Raw genomic sequence first — 19,580 nt, 5'->3', positions numbered from 1 at the left:
ATGAGGGCCGACCCCCCCTATGTAGTTGGCATTGCTGGCAGCAGCGGATCAGGAAAAACATTTTTTCTAAACTGTTTCCTCAACCACTTTGCCCCCCATGAGGTGGCACTTATTTCTCAAGACGACTATTATATCCCCGCCAACACTAAGACTCAGGAGGAGAATAAGCTTTATAATTTTGATGTGCCCACGGCTATTGATAGGGCTGTTTTTCATCGTGATATCGGTTTGCTTTTTGAAGGGAATACAGTATACCGAGAGGAATACACCTTCAATAATCCTGCGCTGAAACCAAAAATGCTCGAAACCAAGCCCGCCTCTATCCTAATTGTTGAAGGGTTATTTATTTTTTACTACGAGGAAGTGAATGCCCTGCTCGACCACCGCATTTTTTTGCATGCTGAGGAGGAAATCGCTTTACAAAGACGACTCAAAAGGGATTTAGTGGAGCGTGGATACGATGAAGAAGATGTACGATACAAATGGGTAAACCATGTGATGCCGGCCTATCATGAATACTTGTTTCCTTTCAGAGAGCAGTGTGACCGTATCATCATCAACAATACGGATGACCCCGCTCCTATCATTGCCATTACCGATGAGATATCGGCTGAGTTACGCACCAAGGTGCTTTAACCGTTGCTTTCTCACAGCTGCATCTCAGGCACATCGTTATTGGCAATGAATCGACCAGCCGTCGCATTCCGTACCTGCTCGACGCTTATCCCCGGTGCCCGTTCTACCAAGTGGAAGCCCCCATTTTCAACATCCACTTCAAATACAGCCATCTCGGTAACGATTTTACGGATACATTTCACGCCTGTCAGCGGCAGGGTACATTGGGGAAGCAACTTACTTTCACCAGCTTTATTCACCTGCTGCATGGCCACGATGATATTTTTAGCCGAGGCAACCAAATCCATGGCCCCTCCCATTCCCTTGACCAACTTTCCAGGAATCTTCCAATTGGCGATATCGCCATACTCCGATACTTCCATTGCTCCTAAGATGGTCAAATCCACTTTTTGGGCCCTAATCATTCCGAAGCTCATCGCCGAGTCGAACACGGCCGACCCTGGCAACATGGTAATGGTTTGTTTGCCTGCGTTGATGAGATCGGCGTCTTCCTCCCCTTCGAAAGGAAATGGCCCCATGCCCAGCAGGCCATTTTCCGATTGTAATACTACATTGATATTATCGGGTATATAATTGGCTACCAACGTGGGGATGCCTATTCCTAAATTGACATAATACCCATCCTTTATTTCTTTGGCAATACGCTTTGCTATTCCGTTTTTGTCAAGCATGTTCTTTTTTATTTGTTTATTTGCTGACGTTCAAACCGAACGAACAGTACGCTGTTCAATCCGTTTCTCATAACTGTTTCCTTGGAAGATTCGGTGCACAAAGACACCGGGGGTATGGATTTGGTCGGGATCCAATTCACCTACCTCCACCAATTCTTCCACTTCAGCGATCGTGATTTTGCCGGCCATGGCCATAACGGGGTTGAAGTTACGGGCAGTTTTCCGATAGATCAGGTTACCAGCGGTATCGCCTTTCCACGCCTTCACGATGGCAAAATCGGCTTCAAAAGCCATTTCCATCAGGTAGTCCTTGCCGCCGAAATCACGCACCTCTTTACCTTCGGCTAGTTCCGTTCCAACGCCCGCAGGCGTAAAGATGGCAGGCATACCATAACCTGCCGCAAGACAACGTGTGGCCAGCGTTCCTTGGGGGATAAGCTCCACCTCCAACTCGCCGCTCAGCAATTGGCGTTCAAATTCCGCATTTTCGCCAACATAGGAGGCAATCATTTTTTTCACTTGCCGCTTGTGGAGCATCAAGCCGATACCGAAATCATCCACACCTGCATTGTTTGAAATACAGGTAAGTCCGGTGATGCCTTTTTTTACAATTTCACTGATACAGTTTTCGGGAATACCGCACAACCCAAAACCGCCTAGCATGAGCGTCATGCCATCCGTCATACCTTCTATGGCTTCCTCAGCATGGTTTACTACTTTATTAATCATGGATTAGCTCATTTAATGAATTGGTATTATCCCTCTTTCGAGATGTTCACAAGTTACGTAAATGTACTAATAACAGCAAGAAAAATTTCAGCAAATCACCCTCCTCATACTTACATTCCCATAGAGAAATGGGGCTATTAATTACACAAATTAAGCTGATAACAAATACATCCTTCCAATATTTTTGGAGCATCAGCCAAGACAAACGCATTTAATATTAATTAAGAATTCTTCTAAATAAAATACAATTGCTATCTTTGCAGCGCCATGGGTGAAGAGAACTATTTTTGCATGACGGATCAATTGGCCTGCCCCTTGTTCCACGCGACAGATCCGCAAAACTTTAAGGGGTTGAATCCATATACCGATGGTTCCGGCTGTGATTTCAAGAAATGCTGCAAGAAATACAAACGGGGTAAGCGCTGCAGGAAATGCCCTAAACAATGATTGAATCACCTCTATTCCTCCACATAATCTAAATCCTTACTGAAACTCTCCTTCAATTGACTGAGGGCAAATATGGCAATCCCTGTAAGTAGGAAGACCATGATATATGCCGCTATGATGATATCGGAATACCCAACAAAAAATTCGAACAGCAAGGTGGAAGGTATCAAAGCTCCGCGGACAAAATTTGGGGCGGTGGTTGTAACGGTAGCCCGGAGGTTGGTACCGAATTGTTCCGATGCAATCGTCACAAATGTAGCCCAATAGCCGATGGCGATGCCCATGAAAAACGCTATCCAATGAAAGCGTTGCTCAGTAAGTCCCTCACTATGCAAATACCATATCGTGGAAACAATGATTAATACCTGGAATATAAATACCGCCAACCTACGTGATTTCGTAATTTGGGCAAACAACCCCGCGAGTATATCACCAAGCGAAAGCCCCAAGTAGGTAAACAGAATCCCCTTGCCTGCACTCAATGTAGTGGGCGCATTCAGCGCTTTTCCAAACTCGGGTGCTTGGGTTATCAAAATACCGACCACAAACCATATCGGCAATCCGATTAGTAGGCAGTAGACATATCGCTTAAACCGTTCCTTGTTTGTAAACAGCATGCTAAGCTTACCTTTTTCAACCGGTTTATTGGCAACCCCTCTAAACATGCCTGACTCAAACGTGCCTACCCTAAGGATAAGCAACAGCAAGCCCATTCCCCCTCCCACAAAATATGCATTGCGCCAATCGAAAATTTCGGAAACATAATAGGCTGCAACAGCCCCCAATACACCTACCGCTGCCACAATCATGGTACCATATCCGCGTTTGCTTTTGCTCATGCTCTCACTCACCAAGGTAATGCCCGCTCCCAGTTCTCCTGCCAAGCCAATACCTGCAATGAGGCGAATGATGGCATACGAATGGATATCCTGCACGAATCCATTGGCAATGTTAGCGAGCGAATACATCAAAATGGAACCAAAAAGCACCTTGATACGGCCAAATTTATCGCCCAATACCCCCCATAGCAAGCCTCCAAGCAACAAGCCGCCCATCTGCATGTTGAGCACATACTCCCCGTCGGTACGCATCTCCGCTTCCGGAATGCCAATGTCATGGAAACTCTGCACGCGGACGATGGAAAAGACTACAAGGTCATAAATATCCACAAAATAGCCCAATGCGGCTACAATTACCAATAGCCATGCGTTTCTGGTGCTAGCTATGGTTAGGTTCTCTTTGGCCATCATGAAATAGAATTACATCGCTAAATTATAATTTTAATTGAAATCCAAAACGTCGTAGCGGTCGGTTTTAAAAATTATCCTGTAAAGAGGTACATGACATAGGGCCAACACCGATTGTCGACAAAATTTTCATTCTTCAAAATTTCTGGCTACCTTAGTAGTCGTATGCGATTATCGGAGAATGCACTGAAATGGGTCATGCGGTTGTATCCCCCCTTTTTCTTCCAGCGGATTTGGGTGCGTCATTTCCACAAAGGTTTCATGGGCGTGGAGGTCAAAATTAATCGAAGCCTCCTCAACCGCAACTATAATGCGTCCATCTTTGGTGGTACCATCTTTGCAGCGGCCGACCCATTCTATGCCCTTATATTTGACCAAATCTTCCAACGGAAAGGATTCAGTACCGTGGTGTGGCTCAAGAGTGCTTCCATCCAATATATCAAACCCGCACGTTCGGCATTGTATTTCAACATTGTAATCCATTCAAAAGATATCCAAGAAGTTGAAACGGCGCTGACAAACAAGGGCAAGTTCATGAAGACCTATCCCATAACCATAGCGGATAAAAACGGGGAAACCTGTGCTATCATGAAGAATGAAGTGTATATAAAGGACATTCGATACCAAGCAAAAAAGCAAACGATAAATACCTAACAACCAAGTATACAATAGTGACTATCAAGACATTAATATTGCAAGGAGAAGGCGAACGACTCGATTTCAAAAACAAAATCAGCAGTTGTGGAAAAATAGCCAAAACATTGGTTGCATTTGCTAACAATAAGGGCGGCAAACTGCTGGTGGGTGTCGCAGACAACGGTCATATCAAAGGAGTAAAAAACGAGGAAGAGGAAAAATACATGCTCCAGCGCGCCGGACATCAATATTGCCGTCCGGCCATCGAACTCCATTTCGATGAAATATATGTGGATGACAAACTGGTGCTGGTGGCGGAGGTGGTAGCGAGTGATACCAAGCCCCATTATGCCCTTGGCGATGATAAAAAATGGTGGGTGTACGTACGGGTGAAGGACAAAAGCATCTTGGCCGGCAAGGTGGTGGTGGACGTGCTGCATCGTGGCAACCAACCTGATGGCATATTCGTCAACTATACGGATAAGGAGAAGGAATTACTTAATTATGTACATGCCCACGCAAAACCGCAATTACCCGAATTGTGCAAACACCTCCGGCTCTCCAGACGCAAAACACAACGTATCCTCGTCAACCTCATCGTGGCAGGTGTTATTAAAGTACATAGTGGTGATCGCGATGAATACTATACCGAAACCTTATGACCAATTTAAACAAGCTCAGTGGAAACCGGCATAGTTACCTATAGTTTTCCCTATCTTTGCAAGTAAACAACAATAGAAGACCATGAAGAAGATGATGTTTCTGGCCAGTACTGTCGCCATATTGCTTTCCGCATGCAACGGCGGAGGTGATGGCGCAAACAAAATTGAGCAATTACGTGGAGAAGCCATCGCCATCCACGATGAAATTATGCCCCAAATCAGTGTTTTCGACCGTAACAGTGTAAAAATCGATTCACTACTGGCCAATTTACCTCAATTACAGACTGCTTATCCGGATTTGGATACCACACAAACCCGAGTTGATCTGTCTGCATTGAAAGCCAAGCTGGAGCAGGCCACCGATTCCATGATGGACTGGATGACGGAATTTGACGTCGATCCCCAGGATAAATCCACCACAGAAATCAAGGAATATTATGAAGAGGAAGTCGGCAAAGTAAAGGATATGAAACAGCTATTCGACCAAGTATCCAAGGAAAGCACTGATAAATTGGCACAGTTCTGATATGCCGCGTTACTGCATATTCCTTATCAATAAATCAGCTAATATGATGCGTATCATTCTTTTATTGCCAAGCCTATATCTGCTGCTGGCCATCGTTGGCTGTGGCATGGACCAACGGACAAAAACACTTCCCATACTGGGGTCGCGCGAACCGGTATCGAAACTGGTAAATGGCGACACCATTATAGACACCTTATACCATCGCATACCTGATTTTCAATTCTTAAACCAAGATAGCGTATACATCACCAGCCATACATTCGACAACGGTGTTTATATTGCTAATTTCTTTTTTACCCATTGTCCGAGTATCTGCCCCACCATGCAGCGTAATTTACTGAAGGTATACGAAAAATATAAAGGAGACGAGCGAGTACGATTCCTTTCGCATAGCATCGATTTCCGACACGACTCCCCCTCCGTGCTCAAAGCGTATGCCGATAAACTGGGAGTTACCAATGACCAGTGGCAATTTGTGACCGGCAGCAAAGCCGATATCTATGGCATTGCCGACAGCTACATGGTTTATACCAAGGAAGATAGCGGTGTTCCAGGGGGTTATGACCATTCCGGATATTTCATCTTGGTCGACAAGGACAAACACATCCGTGGCGCATATGACGGCACGGAAGATGAGCAGGTACAACTATTATTCAATGAATTGGAAATCCTCTTGAAGGAATATGAGTGATGCGGAACACATGCCTATATATGTGCTTTGCCCTCTTATCGGTGTATTGCGTACTCCACTCCTGCCAAAGTGAACAAGCCATCCGCACGGCACAATACACGGTGAATGGACAAAAGCTCTATGTGGCGCATTGCCAAAACTGCCATGGTACCAAGGGAGAAGGGCTTGGGGGCCTATACCCACCCCTTACTGACAGTATTTTCTTGACTAACCATCGGGAGCAACTCGCCTGCATGGTTAAAAATGGCCTGTCCGGACCAATAGCAATAAACAATCAGGTATTTGACACCGAGATGCCCCCAAACCCTCAACTTACCCCCATTGAAATCGCTTATGTGCTTACTTACATCGGCAACTCGTTCGGCAATGACATGGACATGTTTACTCTTGAGGAAATACAGCGTTCGCTGGAAACATGCTCCACTGCCAACCGTTAACCCAGGCCAATTTCACAAGCATCACTCTTTGTACAGACCGTCGGCCTTTGCCATTTTTTCGATAGCCGCCGCCCTGTCCTTGCTGTCCGGATGGGAACTTAGCATACGCGACATCTTCCTACGCTCTTCGTCGCCCGCCATCTCGGTGAACTTATTGAATGTCGAAATCAGCCCCATCACGTCGTGTCCGTGCCGCTTAAGGAATTCATAAGCATATTTATCGGCCTCATCTTCCTGTTTGCGGCTGTATTTCGCACCCAGTATCTCGTCGGCCAGCTTGCCTAGCTCGGTGTCTGACAGGGTAGCGGCCTCATTGGAGGTAGCTGCAGCGGCATCGCCGATGGCCGCCCGGGTATACGCTTGGCGGATGGCGTCGCGGGTATCCTTATTTTTTATATGGCCGATCTCATGCCCAATGATACCCAGCAATTCGTCATCATCCATCATATCCATCAACGAAGAAAATATACGGATGCTTCCGTCCGCACAGGCAAAAGCATTGACGTCAATCACTTTATACACTTTGAAGTTGAGGCTTAGGCCATCTTCGCTTTCTAACCCTTGGGTCAATTTACGTAACCGTGCAGCATACGGGTCGTCACCTTCCGCCACCGGATTGTGTTCGTCCATCCAGTCGACAGCCTCCTTAGCCAAGCTTGCGGCGTCCTCATCACTGAACGTGGCGGCCTTTGCCGCATTGGTAACCGCGCCCGTGGCTTTGGTCGCATTCCGGATCTTGATCTGTGCTTCAGCTTGTTGTACCAACAACAAACAAGCAATAGTACACATGGAAATAATCGTCGTTTTCATATACTCTAATAAATTACAAGTTTATTACGTTTAACGTCCCAAAGTTAAACAATCAGCAGGCAGGGTTCAATCCCTGAAAACAGGGGTTGTAAAAAACCAATCGGGCACCGTATCCAATACGGCGGCCTCTTTTATCTGGAGCGGATATATCTGGATACCGTCATTTCCACGCAGTAGGCGCGGCCCGCGTAGGACTTCTCCCCAGCGGCGTAGAACCTCGGATCGATGGCTTAGGGTTCCGAAGTCACGCGCTCGGCCGTGCCAGCGGCTTCCTACCCCGTGGATAACGTTCGCTAGCCCGTGGCCGCGGCAAGCTACCCCTATGCTGCCGGTGCCATGTGCCTTCCCGCGGATGGCCCACCCATGGGGGCGGCTTGCTACACCACGGAGCTGCCGATCTACCCCATGGACGTCACTTCGTGCACCATGGTTGCTGTTTCCTAGCCCAAGGACACCGCTCCCTACCCCCAGGAAGCGTTTTCGTAGCCCCTTGCTTGGGTTTTCTATTCCATGGATTGCTGCTCCTATACCATGGTCGCCGTTTTCTAGCCCATGGACGCCGCTTTCTATACCATGGCTGCCAGAGGCTACCCCCAAGGAGCGGCAAGCCCGTATCATGTTAACGATCGCTTGGCCCACGGCGCGGGGCGGTAGCCCATGGAAGCGTGCAAGGCACCCATGGCGGGTATCGCCGTTGCCCATGACAGCCGACCGTTAGTGCTACGTAGCTAGCAGGAAGTGGCGGTAAATGGCGGGAATCTCCGCCAATTCCCGCCATTTGCCGCCAAAATTCGTCCCGGCCTTCCATGCCGTAGTAATTTGCTCTTATAGACCGGGGCGGTCCCGGTCACCATGGTTTCACTTTTAATTTTTAAAGTTATGAACTTTAAGCAGCAAGCCCTGGGAGGCTTCTCAAATGTCCCAGACAACGAATTGTTGGTGCAATCCAACACGGTCCTGCAGGCCATGACCGACAACACCCACTATCCGGCACCGGTGCCCGATCTGGCCGAGGTCGCCACCGCGTGCGACGACTTCTCGGCCAAACTGGCGATTGCCCGCAAACGCAGTGGCCCGGAGGAAACATCGGCCAAGAACGATGCCCGGCTCGTGTTGGCCGACTTGATGAAGCGGTTGGCTTTCCACGTAAACACTACAGCTCGGGGCAACCTGACGGTATTGCTCAGTTCCGGATTTCGCATCTCGGCTTACCCGCAGCAGGGGCGGGTGCCGGAGCAGCCCTTCGGTGGCCGGCTGGTACGCGGGCGCCAATCGGGCCAGCTGGTGTTCAGCGTGCAGAAAGTGCCGGGTAAACTCTATTACGAATACCGCTACGGCACGAAAGCGGAAGGCGATGCCGAACCCTCGGTGGGGGGAGCTATTCGTGACGACCTCGTCCGTGGGCAATGTAATCGCTCCGGCAACGGAGACGGTGCGCTATTATGCGCAGGCCCGTGCGTGCAATGGCTATGGCAAATCGGAATGGAGCGAACCGGTATCATGCATCGCGCTCTAACCCAAGGGTAAGCTTTACCGCAATGCTGTTGCTGCAACGTTGGCAGCAGCGGAAATAATACACCATAGGGAGTCGCGGAGGCGGCTCCCTTCTTGCGTGTGTGGGCTTTACCAAATTAAACCAACACCTCCCGTCCCTGTTTTATGTACCGGAATAGCGTGGAGTAATTGATCGCCAGCTCCTCTTCTCCTCCGTGAAGCACGGACTTGATGAAAACATTCCCCAGGTTCGATAGCATGAAATCCCTTAGGATATGCCAGCTGCACTTCCAGTCCATATCAACGATAAAATCCATTGCGCTATTGTAGACTCAAGATGATGGGTAAGCTATAGCTGACCCTGACGGCCCGCCCTTCTTGTACACCCGGTTTCCAGCGGGGCGATGTTTTCAACACCCGGATAGCTTCTTCGCCAGTACCGTACCCTAGATCCCTGACGACTTTAAGGTCGGTCAGTTTTCCATCATGGTTCACCACGAAAGAAATTTGCAATCTCCCAGCTACATTAGCTTCTATAGCCGCTTTCGGGAATCTATACTGTTGTCCCACCCATTGCATAAAAGCATTCAGTCCGCCAGGGGGTTCAGGCATGACCTCCACCATTTGATAAATTTCCGTTTCTCCGCCTACCGTATCGTTAGAAGCCGCGGGCGGTACTTCAACTGCAACCTCATCATCCGATTCATCAATCCTTGCCCGCCGGATATACCCGTTAAGGCTATTGACCCGGAATAGGAAACTGCAGGCCACCCGAACCGGCCGGCCATTCATCAATCCGGGTTTCCATCTCTCCGATTTTTTGAGTAGCCGGAGCGCTTCTTCTGCCGTACCATATCCGGGACTTCGAGGCACCTCGATCTGCGAGAAACGACCATCACGCTCTACTACAAAATTGATTTCCAATAAACCTGCCGCCCTAGCTTCGATAGCTTCCTTGGGTATCCGATAATCTTTTACGAATTGATCTAAATACCATTCTTTTCCTCCAAATGGTTCAGGTGTGACTTCTACGGCTGTATGAATCGTCGTATCGACTCCACCACCGATTTCTGCATACGCCCTGCTGCAAAGTGGGCCGGCAAGCAACATACTCAAGCAAACGAATAAAGCATCCAACACCCAGCGTTGTGCCTCTAAATAAAATAAACTTTTCAACATTCCGTTATCATTCCGTTAATTTAAAATATGTCCATCATATCAGTGTCTACACTTGTTTGAAAAAACAACTATCCTGCAGACCTTCCAAAGGTATCCGTAAACAGCGAATTGTAAAATACCGATATTCAGGGGTTTTTCAATGTTCGTCCAAGGTACAGTACCCACTGCAGATTTCAAGCTAGATTAAGTCCTCCGTTCGCAAATACCGTGCTTTTTAGCTAAGTTTGCGCAAAAGCTTATGAACAGATAAAGTAAAGACAAAAAATGAAATTACTTGAAGGAAAGACGGCACTTGTCACTGGCGCATCAAAGGGGATTGGCCGGAAAATAGCCGAAAAGTTTGCAGAACAAGGGGCAAACGTCGCGTTCACTTACCTCTCTTCCGTGGAACAGGGGCAAGCCCTTGAAAAGGAATTACAAACGTATGGCACCAAGATAAAAGGTTACCGTTCGGATGCTTCTAAATTTGACGAAGCTGAGAAACTCATCGGCGATATTGTCGTGGAGTTTGGTACGGTAGACATTGTGGTCAACAATGCGGGCATCACCAAAGACGGATTATTGCTCCGGATGACTGAAGACCAATGGGATGATGTGCTCGATATCAACCTCAAATCGGTATTCAATGTCACTAAGGCTGCGTCCAAAATCATGATGAAAAACCGTAAGGGGGCATTCATCAACATGAGTTCAGTGGTAGGTGTACAGGGCAATGCCGGCCAATCCAATTATGCGGCCTCCAAAGCTGGTATCATCGGTTTTTCCAAATCCATAGCAAAGGAATTGGGTTCAAGGAATATCCGTACCAATGTGATTGCCCCAGGCTTCATCCGTACGGAAATGACCGAGGTTTTGGACCCCAAAGTGGTAGAAGGTTGGGAACAGGGTATCCCGTTGAAACGCGCTGGCGAAACGGAGGACGTGGCCAATGCCTGCTTGTTCCTTGCTTCTGACATGGCTTCCTACATCAATGGGCAGGTGCTTTCAGTGTGCGGAGGCATGCTTTAATAAAACACACTTGATAAACAATTGTGGTTCAAACAGATCACCAACCATGTACTTACCGATATGGTATTAACCGATCGTATATTTTCCATCAGTTCCGCCGTGGAATTTGAAGAAACCTGCTTGGAAATCTTTGCTTTTCAGGCAGCCCATTGCAGCGTGTATACCGAATACCTTTCACTGCTTGGTATACTGCCGGGAACCATCACCCGGGTGGAAGACATCCCTTTCCTACCCATCGAGCTTTTCAAAAACCATCATGTCACCGCATCTATACAAGAACCCCAAATTGTCTTTAGTAGTTCGGGCACCACGGGTAGTACACAAAGTAAGCATTATGTAGTGGATGTAGCGATTTATGAGCAAAGCTTTAGGGAGGCATTTGAACGGTTTTACGGCTATCCAGAAAACATAGCGATACTCGCGCTTCTCCCCGCTTACGCTGAGCGGGAGGGGTCATCGCTTATCTACATGGTAGACGACCTCATCCGCCACAGCATCCACCCATTGAGTGGGTATTTTCTATATAATCACGATGAATTACATCATACACTGCATGGTTTGAAGGCAAGCGGGACAAAAACCATACTTCTTGGTGTTACATATGCCCTCCTGGATTTCGTGGAACATTACGAAATCGACTTTCCAAATCTAATCGTGATGGAAACGGGTGGCATGAAGGGCAAAAGGCGTGAAATGATTCGTGAACAAGTGCATCATTTGCTTTGTGAGGGATTCCACGTAAATACGATACATTCCGAATATGGCATGACTGAATTGCTTTCGCAGGCTTATTCACAGGGCAAGGGATTCTTTCATTGCCCTCCGTGGATGAAAATAAGCATCAGGGATACCAACGACCCGTTTACATTACTTCCCGCTGGCCGCACAGGCGCAATCAACGTTATCGATTTGGCCAATGTACATTCCTGTTCATTTATTGCCACACAAGACCTGGGGAAAGCCTACTCCGATGACAGCTTCGAAGTGTTGGGGCGCTTTGATCAAAGCGATATCAGGGGTTGTAATTTATTGGTACAGTAACCCTCATTGCAAGCTCGGATCATTGAAGGTATCACCCTGGCGGATATCACCTGTATCATATCCCTTTTTGAACCAATACGCTCGCTGTTCGGATGTACCATGCGTAAAGGCTTCTGGCACCACCTTTCCTTGGGTCTGCATCTGCAGACGATCATCACCTACGGCTTCCGCTGCTTTCATGCCTTCTATGATGTCATCAAATTCAAGGTAGACATCTGACATTTTATTGGCATGATGTGCCCATATGCCTGCGTAAAAATCTGCTTGAAGCTCCAGCTTGACCGTTAATTTATTATACTCACGTTCACTTAAACGCCCCCGCATGGAATTTACCTTGTCCATGGCTCCCGTAAGTTTTTGGACATGGTGCCCCACTTCATGGGCAAGCACATAAGCCATGGCAAACTCTCCAGTTGCACCAAACCGTTCTTTCAACTCATTGTTGAAGCTGAGGTCAATGTATACTTTTTCATCTGCTGGGCAATAAAACGGCCCGTAAGCGGCAGCTCCCATCCCACAGCCATCTGTCGGTGTCCTATCCCAATATACCACTAATGTATCAGACCGGAATTCCAATCCCTCTGAGCGGAAAACCGCCCTCCACACATCTCCCGTACTCGTATGTATCACTTGAGCAAACTCAACGAGCTCATTCTCCTCTGCACTGGTTTCAACCGGTCCGCTGGACTGCTGCATGTCTGTGGTCTGCATTTGCTGTAGCAATTCTTGTGGATCGCCACCAAATAGTAAACCAACGACCAGTATGATGATACCGCCTATGCCACCTAGGGCGAGCTTCCCGCCTGAAGACATCCCCCGGCGATCTTCAAAATTCCCACTTTTTCTACCACCTTTCCAACGCATAATGCAATTTATTTAGGCATAAAAAAAGCCCCACATCAAAGCAAGGCTCTATATCATTCTCGTGTTTCTTCTTATTGACTAAAAAGAAAAATTATCCTTGGAATCTGTATTTTCCACTGAAACCGTATGATTGTCAAAGCCGGGCTCATAACGTTTTTCGACAACCTCCTGATTGGCTTTGATGTACTCCACCACATCGTTCAGCCCTTCGGCAAATTTTTCAAAATCTTCCTTGTATAAGAATATCTTGTGTTTGATGAACACGCCATCTTCAAACCTTTTTTTACTTTCAGTGATGATAACGTAGTAATCGTTGGAACGGGTCTCCTTTACATCGAAAAAATAGGTACGCTTACCTGCTCTTACTTTTTTTGAAAAAACCTCTTCACGCTCTTTGTTGTCAAAATCTCCCATTGTTAAGTTTTTTTATATTTTTATTCTCAAGAATCGGGATAAATATAAAAGAATTTCGTTAATTAATACAAATGTTTGATACAAAATGTAAAAATTAATTTTCGATATGTCAAATCAATCACCTATTGGGAGAATCTTTACGTACGATCTTATTGCAGCATTTGTTGCGGATATAGCGCGAGTGTATCAATGGGCACCCACTTTTACCGGAAAAAACCGGCCATTCACCGAAAAAAAAACACCCATTACCTAATCCCTGTTGTGGTTGGCATCAAATCAACTTACCTTTGGGACATAGGCTCATCAGGAAATTTTTGAACCTCATATTTTAAGGAACTTTAATACATCAATAGCATGAATAATAAGCGTCGTCCGATACATAACAATGCCAATGCAGGCAGAATGTGGGCAGGAATAATCATCGTAAGCATTGGGGCGGTATTGCTTGCCGGGAAACTCGGCTTCGATTGGCTCTTCCCTCATTGGATATTCAGTTGGCATAACATGTGGCCCATGGTACTCATCGTCGTTGGGTTGATTATCGGCGGAAATTCCAACTTCAGGAATCCGGCATCTTTCATATTGCTCGGTATTGGCGCCTTTTTCTTTGCCAAGAACATCAGCCATTTCAATATCGGCCCATTTCTTTGGCCGGCCATTATTATCGGAATCGGCCTGTGGCTATTGCTTGGAAGGGGAAGAACGGGGCCACATACTAGCGGACCCGGCGGAACCAAGGAGTTCCGCAAACGAACGGGGGATTATGAATGGGATAAACGGGTAGTCGATGAGGCAGATCCGGAAAATTACCAAAAGCCAGATAACGAATCAGATGGCCCTGCATCCAGCGGGGCTGCTGCATTTAACGAGACTGATAACCAAGATAATTATCGGGGTAATTTTACCAGTGACGATTACATTAAGTCTACAGCCATTTTCAGCGACGTGAAGAAAACACTGATTTCCAAAAATTTCAAAGGCGGAGAGATTGTCAACATCTTTGGGGGTACAGATATCAACCTTATTCAAGCAGATATCCAACACCCCATTGTCATTGATGTATTCCAGATTTTCGCTGGCACGAAAATCATTGTCCCAGCCCACTGGAAGATACAGTCTGATGTGATATCCGTGTTTGGCGATGTGGACGATAGGCGTTTTATGCAAGGCGTACCACAGGATGAGCAGAAGATCGTGTACATCAAGGGTACCTCCATATTTGGAGGGATTACCATCAAAAACATCTGATTGATAAAGAACTATAAATCAGGAAACCGACAAACATAAGTAAGTGAGCACCCCATCCTATACTTCATCCAAGCAAAGACTAGTCAACATCAGCTGCTTCATCATTTGGATGGCGTATGCATTGATCCAAACCGCTTTGCTTTGGTGGTTTGAGGTAGATTTTGAGCTCGCACTGAACGACAGCCTAGTCAGTGCAACGGTAATTACACTATGTTGCTACGTCATCGCAAATGCCTTGAACCATTATTTACCCCGCAAAGAGAAATACTTTTATGTAGTCATATGGGGGCTGGTATTGGCTGCAATAAGCATTTCACTAAGCAGGTGGATTCTGCAATATGTCATTACGGACAAACCTTATCTCAATCAAATTGACCTATCACTCCCTTTGCGTTTTTTCATCAATGCGCTACTCATCGCATGGATGGCCATTATCAATATCCTATGGAACATCCAACAGGAGTACAAGGAAAATGAGCAGCGCAAAGCCGATGCCGAGCGACTCGCGCGCGAAGCCGAGCTATACAACCTCCGCCAGCAGCTCCAACCTCACTTCCTTTTCAATAGTCTCAATTCCATTATTGCCCTCATCGGCCGAAAACCGGATGAAGCTCGAAACATGACCTTTCAATTATCTGATTTCCTTAGGGGTACATTGCGTAAGGACGACCAGCAACTCATTCCACTCAAGGATGAATTGGACCACCTGCAACTTTACCTCGGAATTGAAAAGGTACGTTTTGGCCATCGGCTGGAGACGCAAATCAATCATGACGAGGACTGCCTGATGATGACGCTACCTGCCATGATCATACAGCCACTAGTGGAAAACGCCATCAAGCATGGCCTTTATGATACCACCGAGAATGTGGCCATAAGCATCGTCTGTACATGCAGTAACAAACTTTTGGAGATCGCGATAAAAAACCCCTACGATAGCCAAAGCATTAAGCCTCGAAGGGGCACTGGATTTGGGCTTCGAGGGGTACAACGTCGCCTATTTTTATTATTTGGACGTACCGATTTATTGGAAACTAAAGCAACAAAACATATCTTTACCAGCATAATAAAGATACCCCAATTATGATCAAGGCTGTATTGGTAGATGACGAACCTTTGGCACGGAGCATCGTAACCGAGTACTTGGAAAGTTATCCCCAAGTACATGTTGTAGCCGAATGCAACGATGGGTTTGAAGGCGCCAAAGCCATCATGCAATACCAACCGGACATCGTCTTCCTAGACATACAGATGCCCAAAATCAATGGTTTCGAAATGCTTGAAATCATCGATAAGCAGCCAGCCGTTATTTTCACTACCGCTTTTGATGAATATGCCATCCGAGCATTCGAGCAACATGCGATAGATTATTTACTGAAACCCATCACCAAGGCTCGATTTGACCGGGCTATGGCCAAATTCCTTGACAACAAACAAGTGGAAGTCGATAAGGAAAATACCCGGAAATTGCTGGAAAACATGCACAGCACGCACGGCAGACTGGACCGCGTGGTCGTAAAAACAGGTACTAAAATCAAAATCATCCCTGTAGACAGCATCATTTGCCTTGAAGCAGATGACGATTATGTGAAAATCCATACCGATGAAGGCACTTTCCTGAAAAGCAAAACAATGGCTTCATTCGAACAGCAACTCGATCCGCTTCATTTTATTCGCGTACATCGATCCTTCATCGTCAAAATAGAGCATATCGTCCGCTTGGAACCCTACGAAAAGGACGGTTACACCGCTGTATTGTCCAATGGCATAAATGCCAGCGTGAGCAAAAGTGGTTATTCACGCTTAAAACAATTATTAGGAATGTAGTTGAGTTTCGTGTAATTTTGCCAAATGTTCGGAACCATAAATAGAATTAGTTGCATCCTCATATTACTGCCCATATTTTCAGTCATTGCACAAGAAAACGAAGATAAAAAACGAATCAATCAAGCCGTTTTCAACAAAATAGAATACCACTTCAACTTGCAGGAAACCGATTCAATTTATGCCTTGGCTGGCAAAAAATTCACGCAATCACTTTCGCCCCAAGCATTCCAGACAGTGATGACTCAGCAAATGTATCCATTGGGCCAAATACAGTCGGCAGAACTGGTAACTTACGAAAAGGGACAAGGAATCTATAAGCTGAATTTCATCAGCACACCATTACAGTTGGTTTTGAGCCTGGATAGCCTCAATAAAATTGAAACTTTCCTCTTCCAACCCTATAAAGAACCCGTTGCTGATAAACCAGCGGCTGTGGCACCAAGTGGCAACACTGCCGCTAATTTTAATCGATTCGTAGATTCCGTAGCACTGAGTTATAGCCGAAAAAACAACACCTATGCATTGGCAATAGGCATCGTAAACGCCGGTAAAACGAGCAGTTATTACTACGGTGAAACAGAAAAGGACAACAAACGGCTCCCTGATGAAAACACCTTGTTTGAAATTGGGTCCATCAGCAAAACATTCACTGCTACATTGCTTGCATATCTTTCAGAGACGCAACAGCTGAACCTCGACGACACCATCACCAAATACTTACCGGATTCGGTAGTTGGAAATGTCGACTTGAAACGGATCACCCTGAAGCAATTGGCCAATCACACATCGGGTTTGCCCCGCCTCCCTACCAATATAAATGCTACAGCAACCGACTCGTTGAATCCTTACAAAGGATATACAAAAGAACATTTGTACACCTACCTGAAAACATACAAGGCAGCCATTGCCCCAGATTCCATATATCAATACAGTAACCTAGGCTTCGGAATACTAGGTGATATCCTGTCCAGCATTTACGGAAAACCGTTCAATGAGATGATACAGGAAATCATCTGTCAGCCGCTGGGCCTCAAAAACACCACGGAGCATCCCGACACTGATACACAGTACGTGGCTAAAGTATACAATAAAAAGGGGGTGGAAACCCCACTTTGGACTTTTAATGCGATTACAGCGCATGGATCACTCAAATCCACTGTGCCAGACCTCCTTACTTATGCGAAGGCTCACTTCAAAATGCCCGAAACGGATTTGGAAAACGCCTTGGCGCTTACCCGGCAATTCACCTATTTCAACCCGCCCGACACAGACATCGGCTTAGCTTGGCACATGACTTTAATAGGTGGAGAGTTAGTCTACCGGCATGTAGGCGAGACCTATGGCAGCAGCAGCTTCATTGCCTTCTCCCCTGATAAAAAGGTGGCTGTGGTAGTTCTTTCCAATGCCGCTGAAACGGTAGAACCCACAGGCATGGCCATTATAAGGCATATTTTATCAACGGATTGAAATGGAATCATGGACACCGAGCAGCCTGATGCTTCACAAATCGGACATGTTTCATTGATTCACCACCGCAACGATTGTATTGACATTCTTAGGCCCATGCAGGTACTTAAGCAATCGTTTGTTGGCCGAATAAACATAAAGTGAGGGGTATTCTGAAGGATTAAACTTCGTGATAAATTCATATTTTCCATCATGCAAGAAAGTTACATTGCTTCTACCCTTTAGCTTTTTACCATATTTATCCACAAACTCCTGAATCAGCGGTTTATCTTGCATGGTGATGAAATAAAACGAGGCATCCTTGAACTTATCGACGTTGTCGCCAATGGCCTCGACCTCTTCCTGGCAATGACCACAACCCGGGTCGAAGAAAATCAATACTATTTTACCTTTGGAGCTAAGGTCTTGTTGTGTAAATAAACTATTGTCTCCGAGCTTGAAAAAGGTAAAGGCTGGGATTTCCACTGGTTGCGTACGACCCTGCGCCTTTAAATAAAATATAGGCAGCAACACAACCATCATCAATATCGTGCGTTTCAAAATCATAGTGCCAAGATAAGCATAATTTTATTCCGTTGCTACGCACGTAATAACTGAGAAGGATTCATGAGCGCCTTTGCGAATGGTTCTAGGTGGTTTGGATCTGTATTAGCCCCGCGATAATGAGCTTTTAAAGCATTGATAAGATAAAGACTGTCGAGAAAATGGAAAATTAAATATCAAATCCTTCTGAACGAAGGTTCTTGATGATTCGCTTCTCATCAACCGTATCAAAATCCGACTTGTCATAAATATCTGCCAACAGGATTTTTCCGTGTTTAAAGATAACGCAGATAATTACCCGTGCACCCCCCGATTTCCCTTTTCCCTTACTTGATATGGACATCCTAACCTTATACAGACCGCCACCGAGCGGTGTACCGCTTGTAGGTTTTTCGGCTAAAATTTCCAAAAATTCGGTCAGGTCCTTCTTAAAGGACGGATGTTTTTTTGCTAAACTTTTCGCGGCTTTCCTAAAAGCTTCGCTGATTTCTATTTCAAAGTTCATCCAATAACGTTTGTACGGAACGCGTTTTCAGTTTACCAACTTTATATCGCTGTACGTCAGATAGTGTCTTTTTAAAACGTAAAGTGAGTTCCGCCTCCTGAAGCTTCCGTTTGAGATCTTCCCGTTCCCTGTTTAGGGCATCCCATTCCTTTAACGGAACCAATACACTCGTGCGCCTGCCTTTGGCATCATTTAAATATTGAATGTTCATAACACAAAATTAGACATTATGAACCTTAGAAACAAATCCGAAAATAAATCTCACGAATAATGGATGTGATAAAAATAAAGGACATCGAGGCCGCGAAAAAGCTGGCAAGGGTGCTTCGCACTGATCGACGCGTTCCTCTCAAAGAGCAAGATGCAGGCCATACTCAAGTAACGTAAAAAGCCCGACGCCAAGGCCGGGCCTGTAAGTGATTGCAAGACTTCCTTCACATTCAGAACAATCAAGCCTCGCTGTCATTGAGATGATTCACAATAATATACCATTAATAT

General features: G+C 46.1%; 26 protein-coding genes. 13 read left to right on the top strand and 13 right to left on the bottom strand.

What is annotated here, in order from left to right; all coding sequences use genetic code 11:
- The gene (locus NF543_RS10370; RefSeq protein WP_257668060.1) at positions 1-636 is read left to right on the top strand and encodes a uridine kinase family protein; all 636 of its coding nucleotides are present in this window, start codon (positions 1-3) and stop codon (positions 634-636) included.
- A gap of 11 nt (positions 637-647) precedes the next feature.
- Here NF543_RS10370 and NF543_RS10365 read toward each other — a convergent pair whose 3' ends face one another.
- The 4 genes from NF543_RS10365 to NF543_RS10350 all read right to left on the bottom strand — a co-directional run bounded on the left by NF543_RS10365 (position 648) and on the right by NF543_RS10350 (position 3,730).
- On the bottom strand, positions 648-1,307 hold the full coding sequence (locus tag NF543_RS10365) for a 3-oxoacid CoA-transferase subunit B (RefSeq protein WP_257668059.1): 660 nt from the start codon (positions 1,305-1,307) through the stop codon (positions 648-650).
- 30 nt (positions 1,308-1,337) lie between these two features.
- Entirely contained in the window at positions 1,338-2,036 is a 699-nt protein-coding gene (locus NF543_RS10360) for a CoA transferase subunit A (RefSeq protein ID WP_257668058.1), read from the bottom strand.
- A 192-nt stretch (positions 2,037-2,228) separates the two neighbouring features.
- Positions 2,229-2,492, bottom strand: coding sequence for a hypothetical protein (locus NF543_RS10355; RefSeq protein WP_257668057.1), 264 nt, complete (start codon positions 2,490-2,492; stop codon positions 2,229-2,231).
- Between the two features lie 2 nt (positions 2,493-2,494).
- On the bottom strand, positions 2,495-3,730 hold the full coding sequence (locus tag NF543_RS10350) for an MFS transporter (protein ID WP_257668281.1): 1,236 nt from the start codon (positions 3,728-3,730) through the stop codon (positions 2,495-2,497).
- Positions 3,731-3,895: 165 nt separating this feature from the next.
- On the opposite strand from NF543_RS10350, the gene NF543_RS10345 reads away from it, so the two are divergent.
- From NF543_RS10345 to NF543_RS10325, 5 genes are all read left to right on the top strand, one after another.
- Positions 3,896-4,384, top strand: a complete 489-nt coding sequence (locus tag NF543_RS10345) for a DUF4442 domain-containing protein (protein WP_257668056.1) — start codon at positions 3,896-3,898, stop codon at positions 4,382-4,384.
- A gap of 17 nt (positions 4,385-4,401) precedes the next feature.
- The gene (locus NF543_RS10340) at positions 4,402-5,028 is read left to right on the top strand and encodes an AlbA family DNA-binding domain-containing protein (RefSeq protein WP_257668055.1); all 627 of its coding nucleotides are present in this window, start codon (positions 4,402-4,404) and stop codon (positions 5,026-5,028) included.
- An 82-nt stretch (positions 5,029-5,110) separates the two neighbouring features.
- Entirely contained in the window at positions 5,111-5,554 is a 444-nt protein-coding gene (locus NF543_RS10335) for a transposase (protein WP_257668054.1), read from the top strand.
- 43 nt (positions 5,555-5,597) lie between these two features.
- Positions 5,598-6,245 carry an SCO family protein gene (locus NF543_RS10330; RefSeq protein WP_308378736.1) on the top strand — a complete coding sequence of 216 codons (648 nt, stop codon included), beginning with the start codon at positions 5,598-5,600 and terminating at the stop codon, positions 6,243-6,245.
- On the top strand, positions 6,245-6,682 hold the full coding sequence (locus tag NF543_RS10325; protein ID WP_257668053.1) for a c-type cytochrome: 438 nt from the start codon (positions 6,245-6,247) through the stop codon (positions 6,680-6,682). Before NF543_RS10330 ends, NF543_RS10325 begins: the two co-directional genes overlap by 1 nt.
- Positions 6,683-6,703: 21 nt before the next feature.
- Here NF543_RS10325 and NF543_RS10320 read toward each other — a convergent pair whose 3' ends face one another.
- Positions 6,704-7,492 carry a M48 family metalloprotease gene (locus tag NF543_RS10320; RefSeq protein ID WP_257668052.1) on the bottom strand — a complete coding sequence of 263 codons (789 nt, stop codon included), beginning with the start codon at positions 7,490-7,492 and terminating at the stop codon, positions 6,704-6,706.
- Between the two features lie 66 nt (positions 7,493-7,558).
- Complete coding sequence (locus NF543_RS10315) at positions 7,559-8,194, bottom strand: hypothetical protein (protein WP_257668051.1); 636 nt, start codon at positions 8,192-8,194, stop codon at positions 7,559-7,561.
- 177 nt (positions 8,195-8,371) lie between these two features.
- On the opposite strand from NF543_RS10315, the gene NF543_RS10310 reads away from it, so the two are divergent.
- Positions 8,372-9,019 (top strand): hypothetical protein, encoded by a 648-nt coding sequence (locus NF543_RS10310; protein WP_257668050.1) that lies wholly within the window; start codon positions 8,372-8,374, stop codon positions 9,017-9,019.
- Between the two features lie 104 nt (positions 9,020-9,123).
- Here the strand turns inward: NF543_RS10310 and NF543_RS10305 are convergent, their stop codons facing one another.
- Together NF543_RS10305 and NF543_RS10300 are read right to left on the bottom strand one after the other, a co-directional pair.
- Complete coding sequence (locus NF543_RS10305) at positions 9,124-9,303, bottom strand: hypothetical protein (protein WP_257668049.1); 180 nt, start codon at positions 9,301-9,303, stop codon at positions 9,124-9,126.
- Positions 9,304-9,307: 4 nt separating this feature from the next.
- Positions 9,308-10,165, bottom strand: coding sequence for an energy transducer TonB (locus NF543_RS10300; protein WP_257668048.1), 858 nt, complete (start codon positions 10,163-10,165; stop codon positions 9,308-9,310).
- 264 nt (positions 10,166-10,429) lie between these two features.
- Here NF543_RS10300 and fabG point away from each other — a divergent pair, with 264 nt between their 5' ends.
- Positions 10,430-11,173 (top strand): 3-oxoacyl-[acyl-carrier-protein] reductase, encoded by a 744-nt coding sequence (gene fabG, locus NF543_RS10295; protein WP_257668047.1) that lies wholly within the window; start codon positions 10,430-10,432, stop codon positions 11,171-11,173.
- Between the two features lie 60 nt (positions 11,174-11,233).
- Complete coding sequence (locus NF543_RS10290) at positions 11,234-12,214, top strand: long-chain-fatty-acid--protein ligase (protein ID WP_257668046.1); 981 nt, start codon at positions 11,234-11,236, stop codon at positions 12,212-12,214.
- Positions 12,215-12,217: 3 nt separating this feature from the next.
- On the opposite strand, the gene ypfJ is transcribed toward NF543_RS10290, so the two are convergent.
- Positions 12,218-13,078 carry a KPN_02809 family neutral zinc metallopeptidase gene (gene ypfJ / locus NF543_RS10285; RefSeq protein ID WP_257668045.1) on the bottom strand — a complete coding sequence of 287 codons (861 nt, stop codon included), beginning with the start codon at positions 13,076-13,078 and terminating at the stop codon, positions 12,218-12,220.
- A gap of 78 nt (positions 13,079-13,156) precedes the next feature.
- A complete protein-coding gene (locus tag NF543_RS10280; RefSeq protein ID WP_257668044.1) occupies positions 13,157-13,492 on the bottom strand; it encodes a DUF3276 family protein in 336 nt (111 codons plus the stop codon).
- Between the two features lie 354 nt (positions 13,493-13,846).
- Here NF543_RS10280 and NF543_RS10275 point away from each other — a divergent pair, with 354 nt between their 5' ends.
- From NF543_RS10275 to NF543_RS10260, 4 genes are read left to right on the top strand one after another with little or no spacing between them, the layout of a single operon-like run.
- A complete protein-coding gene (locus tag NF543_RS10275) occupies positions 13,847-14,740 on the top strand; it encodes a LiaF transmembrane domain-containing protein (RefSeq protein ID WP_257668043.1) in 894 nt (297 codons plus the stop codon).
- 43 nt (positions 14,741-14,783) lie between these two features.
- Positions 14,784-15,827 (top strand): sensor histidine kinase, encoded by a 1,044-nt coding sequence (locus NF543_RS10270; RefSeq protein ID WP_257668042.1) that lies wholly within the window; start codon positions 14,784-14,786, stop codon positions 15,825-15,827.
- Positions 15,824-16,567, top strand: a complete 744-nt coding sequence (locus tag NF543_RS10265) for a LytR/AlgR family response regulator transcription factor (protein WP_257668041.1) — start codon at positions 15,824-15,826, stop codon at positions 16,565-16,567. Before NF543_RS10270 ends, NF543_RS10265 begins: the two co-directional genes overlap by 4 nt.
- A gap of 24 nt (positions 16,568-16,591) precedes the next feature.
- Positions 16,592-18,034: a serine hydrolase domain-containing protein gene (locus NF543_RS10260; protein ID WP_257668040.1), complete on the top strand. Its 1,443-nt coding sequence runs from the start codon at positions 16,592-16,594 to the stop codon at positions 18,032-18,034.
- A gap of 51 nt (positions 18,035-18,085) precedes the next feature.
- On the opposite strand, the gene NF543_RS10255 is transcribed toward NF543_RS10260, so the two are convergent.
- The 3 genes from NF543_RS10255 to NF543_RS10245 form a co-directional block, all read right to left on the bottom strand.
- Positions 18,086-18,580, bottom strand: a complete 495-nt coding sequence (locus NF543_RS10255; RefSeq protein WP_257668039.1) for a TlpA family protein disulfide reductase — start codon at positions 18,578-18,580, stop codon at positions 18,086-18,088.
- Positions 18,581-18,746: 166 nt separating this feature from the next.
- Positions 18,747-19,082: a type II toxin-antitoxin system RelE family toxin gene (locus NF543_RS10250; protein WP_257668038.1), complete on the bottom strand. Its 336-nt coding sequence runs from the start codon at positions 19,080-19,082 to the stop codon at positions 18,747-18,749.
- Positions 19,072-19,293, bottom strand: coding sequence for a hypothetical protein (locus NF543_RS10245; protein ID WP_257668037.1), 222 nt, complete (start codon positions 19,291-19,293; stop codon positions 19,072-19,074). The genes NF543_RS10250 and NF543_RS10245 overlap by 11 nt, the downstream gene beginning before the upstream one ends.
- Between the last annotated feature and the right edge of the window lie 287 nt (positions 19,294-19,580).

The organism is Parapedobacter tibetensis (genome assembly GCF_024704835.1).
Lineage (GTDB): Bacteria > Bacteroidota > Bacteroidia > Sphingobacteriales > Sphingobacteriaceae > Parapedobacter > Parapedobacter tibetensis.
Note: the sequence above shows the minus strand (reverse complement) of the source record. Positions and strands in the feature narration are given on the sequence as shown.